Genomic DNA, 4,902 nt, shown 5'->3' on the forward strand with positions numbered 1-4,902 from the left:
CCTGCGCGCGGCCGCCAGCAGTGGGATGGGCGCGGCCGAACTGGGATATCGGCGGCAAGACAACGCCGGCGATGCGCTGTTGCTGCGGGCGGCGCTGCTGGAACAGCCGCTGGCGCCCGACGATCTGGCGGTGGCCGAGGCGGCGAAGCGGGCAAAATTCCCCGTGGCCGCTGCGGATTTGCAGCCGGAGTTCAGCGGCCCGGCGCTGGGCGCGCGGCTGGCCGAACTCGAGGCGCGGTGGATCGCATCGGGTTTTACCCTGAGCCGGGAACAGTTGCTGCTGACATAGCACTGTCAGTAGGGCGGGACGAAATTCGCGGCGAAGGGGTGACAAGCGAAAATTATTCCGCTAACGCTCAACCGGCACACTAGGAGGGATACGCGGATGTATTACGGGATTTGGTTCTTCTGAGCTGATACCCGCCGGGTGATCAGCATGTCACCCAACACTACATTTGCGCCTTTTGCTCTGCCGGAGCCCTCCAATATGTTTCGTTTTTTTGAGAACCTCGTCGATCCCTACTGCGACTACGTCGAGAAAGATCGCCCGCCGACCCGCCTGTGGCCGTTTCTGCGCGACTATTGCCAGCCGTTCTGGCGGGTGTTTTTCTGGGCTGCGCTGCTGTCGGTGGTCGTGGCGGCCGTCGAAGTCTGGCTGATCTATTACATGGGCCGGCTGGTCGATCTTTTGTCCGGCGATCCGGCCCAGGTCTGGGCGGCGCATGGTACCGAATTTATCGCCGTTGCGGTGTTTATCCTGGTTCTGCGCCCGGCGATTCACGCGGTGGATGTGCTGCTTCTGAACAACGCGATCATGCCGAACTTTGGCACGGTGATCCGCTGGCGGTCGCATAAACATGTTCTGCGCCAGTCGGTTGGCTGGTTCGAGAACGATTTTGCCGGGCGCATCGCAAACCGGATCATGCAGACGCCGCCAGCGGCGGGCGAGGTGATTTTCCAGGTCTTTGACGCAATCTCGTTCTCGCTGGCCTATCTGGTGGGCGCGGCAATCCTGCTGGCTGCGGCGGATGCGCGGCTGTTGCTGCCCTTGGTGATCTGGTTCGCGCTGTATGCGCTGCTGATCCGCTGGACCATCACCCGCGTCGGGCCGGCATCGCAGGCGGCCTCGGATGCGCGCTCGGCGGTGACCGGCCGGGTGGTGGACAGCTATACCAATATCCATTCGGTCAAGATGTTCGCGCATCACGCCCGCGAACTGGCCTATGCCAAGGAGGCGATCGAAGAGACGCGGCGCACCTTCAAGACCGAGATGCGCATCTTTACCAAGATGGATGTCGCGCTGTTCACCTTGAACGGGCTGCTGATTGTCGGCGTGGTCGGTTGGGGCCTGTCGATGTGGATGCAGGGCACCGCCAGCGTCGGCGTGGTGGCCGCGGCCTCGGCCCTGACGCTGCGGCTGAACGCGATGACCGGCTGGATCATGTGGGCGCTGACCAGTTTCTTCCGTCAGCTTGGCGTGGTGGCCGAGGGGATGCAGACCATCGCCCAGCCGATCGACCTGGTCGATGCGCCGGGGGCGAAACCGCTGAAACTCGGCCAGGGCCTGATCGAGGTGAAGTCGCTGTCGCATCATTTCGGGCGCGAGGCCGGCGGGCTGGACCGGATCGACCTGACCATCAAGCCGGGCGAAAAAGTGGGTCTGATCGGGCGGTCTGGCGCCGGGAAATCGACCCTGGTCAAGCTGCTGCTGCGCTTCTACGACGTCGAACAGGGCCAGATCCTGATCGATGGTCAGGACGTGTCGAAGGTGCAGCAGGACAGTTTGCGCCAGCATATCGGCATGGTGCAGCAAGACAGCGCGCTGCTGCATCGTTCGGTGCGCGACAACATCCTGTACGGCCGGCCCGACGCGACCGAGGCGCAGATGATCGCCGCGGCCAAACAGGCCGAGGCGCATGACTTCATCCTCGACCTGGCCGATCCGCAGGGCCGCACCGGCTATGACGCGCATGTCGGCGAGCGGGGTGTGAAACTGTCGGGCGGGCAGCGCCAGCGAGTCACGCTGGCGCGGGTCATCCTGAAAGACGCGCCGATCCTGTTGCTGGACGAGGCGACCTCGGCGCTGGACAGCGAGGTCGAGGCGGCGATCCAGGATACGCTCTATGGCATGATGGAGGGCAAAACGGTGATTGCCATTGCGCACCGTCTGTCTACCATTGCCCAGATGGATCGTATCCTGGTGATGGATCAGGGGCGAATCGTCGAGCAGGGCAGCCATTCCGTGCTTTTGGCGTCTGACGGGCTATATGCCCGGTTCTGGGCGCGTCAGTCGGGCGGGTTCCTCAATCCCGAGACCGAGGCGGCGGAATGAAATTCGAAGACCTGATCACACCATTCGAACCGGCCGAAGGCCCGCCGCCGCAGACGCTGGGCGCATTCATGCGCTGGTGTCTCAGCGGCGCCTGGCCGGCGCTGTGGCTGGCGGCCGTCTTGTCGGCGCTGGCCGGCGGGCTGGAGGCGGGCACCGCCTGGATTCTCGGCGCGGTGATCGACACCTCGATTTCCAGCGGGCCAGAAGGAATCTTCCAGGGCTCCAACCTGGCGATGATCTTTGGCGCTTTGGCGTTTTTCCTGCTGGGCCGGCCGGTGTTGATGGGGCTGTCTTCGGCCTCGAACGCGATCATCGTACAGCCCAACGTGAATCCGCTGGTGCTGTCGCGGCTGCACCGTTGGACCCTGGGCCAGGCGGTCAGATTTTTCGATGACGATTTCGCCGGTCGGATCGCGCAGAAGCAGATGCAGGCGGCGCGCGCGGTCACCGATGTCGCGGTGGAAATGATCAACGTGGTGGCCTTTGCGCTGGCTTCGCTGGCGGGATCGCTGATTCTGCTGACCACGATTAACCCGGCCGTTACCCTATCCTTCCTGGTCTGGCTGGTGGCCTATTTCCTGCTGATCGCCTGGTTCCTGCCCAAGATCCGGTTGCGGTCGGCGGCGCGGGCCGGGGCGCGGGCGATGGTTTCGGGGCAGGTGGTCGATACCATCACCAATATCAAAACCGTCAAGCTGTTCGCCCATGCCGATTTCGAGGATCGCGCGGCGCTGGGCGCGATGAACACCTTCCGCCGGCGGTCGCTGGATTTCGGTTACATGGCCGCCGGGTTCCGGTTCTGCCTGATGACGCTGGCCGGGTTCCTGCCGGTGATCCTGATCGGTGGCACGCTGTTGCTGTGGCGCAATGGCAGCGCCAGCGAGGGCGATATCGTTGCTGCCGGGGCGGTGGCGATCCGCATCGCGCAGATGACCGGTTGGGTCAGTTTCACCCTGATGACGATCTATTCCAACCTGGGCGAGGTCGAAGACGGCATTCGCACCCTGACACCGCGCATCCGCATCGACGACATCCAGGGCGCACCGGATATCGAGATGGCGCAGGGAGGCATCGAGTTCCGCGATGTCAGCTTTGCCTACGGGCGGCAAAGTGGTGGCATCAGCGATATCAATCTGTCGATCGCCCCCGGTGAAAAGCTGGGCATCGTGGGGGCGTCAGGGGCGGGAAAATCCACGCTCGTGTCCCTGTTGCTGCGCCTCTACAAGGGCGAAGACGGCGATATTCTGATCGACGGACAGAATATCGAGAAGGTGACCAAGGACAGTCTGCGCCGCAAGATCGGCATGGTCACGCAGGAAACCGCGATGTTCAACCGGTCCGCCCGCGACAACATCCTTTATGGCCGTCCGGAGGCGACCGAGGACGAGTTGATCGCCGCCGCGCGCAAGGCCGAGGCGCATGAATTCATCCTGAACCTCGAAGACCACAAGGGGCGCAAGGGCTATGACGCGCATCTGGGCGAACGCGGCGTCAAGCTGTCCGGCGGGCAACGGCAGCGCATCGCGCTGGCGCGCGCGCTGTTGAAAGACGCGCCCATCCTGGTGCTGGACGAGGCGACCTCGGCGCTGGACAGCGAGGTCGAGGCCTCGATCCAGAGCGCGCTGCACCGGGTGATGGAGGGCAAGACGGTGCTGGCAATCGCGCACCGGCTGTCGACCCTGTCGGAGATGGACCGGATCGTGGTGATGGAAGACGGCCGGATCGTCGAAACCGGCACGCATGACTCGCTGCTGGCGCGCGGTGGACTGTATGCGCAATTCTGGCGCCGGCAGTCGGGCGGGTTCCTGCGCACCGAAGCCGCGGAATAGCACTGTATCCGCCGCGGCGGGGGCGCTATCAGCTGGGTCCATGTCGATCGAAGTGACCATAGACCGTTTGGGCCATCAGGGTGACGGGATTGCCGCCGGCCCACTGTTTGCACCGCGTACCCTGCCGGGCGAGGTGGTCAGCGGCGTTGTTCAGGGCCAGCGGCTGGAGGAAGTGCGGATCGTCACGCCGTCGCCCGACCGGGTGCAACCGCCCTGCCGCCATTACCGGGGGTGCGGAGGCTGCCAGTTGCAACATGCCTCGGATGGGTTCGTGGCGGCGTGGAAGGAAGATTTCGTGCGCTCGGCGCTTGCGGCGCAGGGGCTGGAGATACCCTTTCTGCCGATGGCGACTTCGCCCGCCAACAGCCGCCGCCGCGCGGTTCTGGCCGTGCGCCGTACCAAGAAAGGCGCCTTGGCCGGGTTTCACGGCCGCGCCTCGGGGGTGATCACCGAGATCCCCGATTGCCACCTGTTGCACCGTGACCTGCTGGCCGGTCTGCCGCTGGCCGAGGGGCTGGCGCTGGCCGGGGCCAGCCGCAAGGGGGCGTTGGATGTGACCCTAACAAGGTCATTGGCCGGGCTGGACGTGGCGGTGGAAGGTGGCAAGCCGCTGGATGGCAGCCTGCAGGTCGCGCTGGCGCAGCTGGCCGAACGGCACGATCTGGCGCGCATCGCCTGGGCGGGCGAGACGGTGGCGATGCGCCGCCCGGCGGCACAGCGCTTTGGTCGGGCCGAGGTGGT

3 protein-coding genes and 1 pseudogene are annotated in these 4,902 nt (G+C 64.9%); all 4 read left to right on the forward strand.

Features of this window, described 5'->3' with window-relative positions:
- Nucleotides 1-289 (forward strand): annotated as a pseudogene (locus tag CVM52_RS27175) (CCA tRNA nucleotidyltransferase); the annotation flags it as partial.
- 198 nt (nucleotides 290-487) lie between these two features.
- Nucleotides 488-2,332, forward strand: coding sequence for an ABC transporter ATP-binding protein (locus tag CVM52_RS23565; protein ID WP_100164777.1), 1,845 nt, complete (start codon nucleotides 488-490; stop codon nucleotides 2,330-2,332).
- Nucleotides 2,329-4,161 (forward strand): ABC transporter ATP-binding protein, encoded by a 1,833-nt coding sequence (locus CVM52_RS23570; protein ID WP_100164778.1) that lies wholly within the window; start codon nucleotides 2,329-2,331, stop codon nucleotides 4,159-4,161. The genes CVM52_RS23565 and CVM52_RS23570 overlap by 4 nt, the downstream gene beginning before the upstream one ends.
- 40 nt (nucleotides 4,162-4,201) lie before the next feature.
- A partial coding sequence (locus CVM52_RS23575; protein ID WP_503128400.1) for a class I SAM-dependent RNA methyltransferase occupies nucleotides 4,202-4,902 on the forward strand: 701 nt, incomplete at its 3' end.

Source organism: Pseudooceanicola lipolyticus, assembly GCF_002786325.1.
In the GTDB taxonomy this organism is placed as follows: Bacteria; Pseudomonadota; Alphaproteobacteria; order Rhodobacterales; family Rhodobacteraceae; genus Pseudooceanicola_C; species Pseudooceanicola_C lipolyticus.

What these genes read in the sequence shown, in the direction of transcription:
- CVM52_RS23565 (WP_100164777.1), top strand. Translation starts at nt 488, where the DNA reads ATGTTTCGTTTTTTTGAGAACCTCGTCGATCCCTACTGCGACTACGTC.
- CVM52_RS23570 (WP_100164778.1), top strand. Translation starts at nt 2,329, where the DNA reads ATGAAATTCGAAGACCTGATCACACCATTCGAACCGGCCGAAGGCCCG.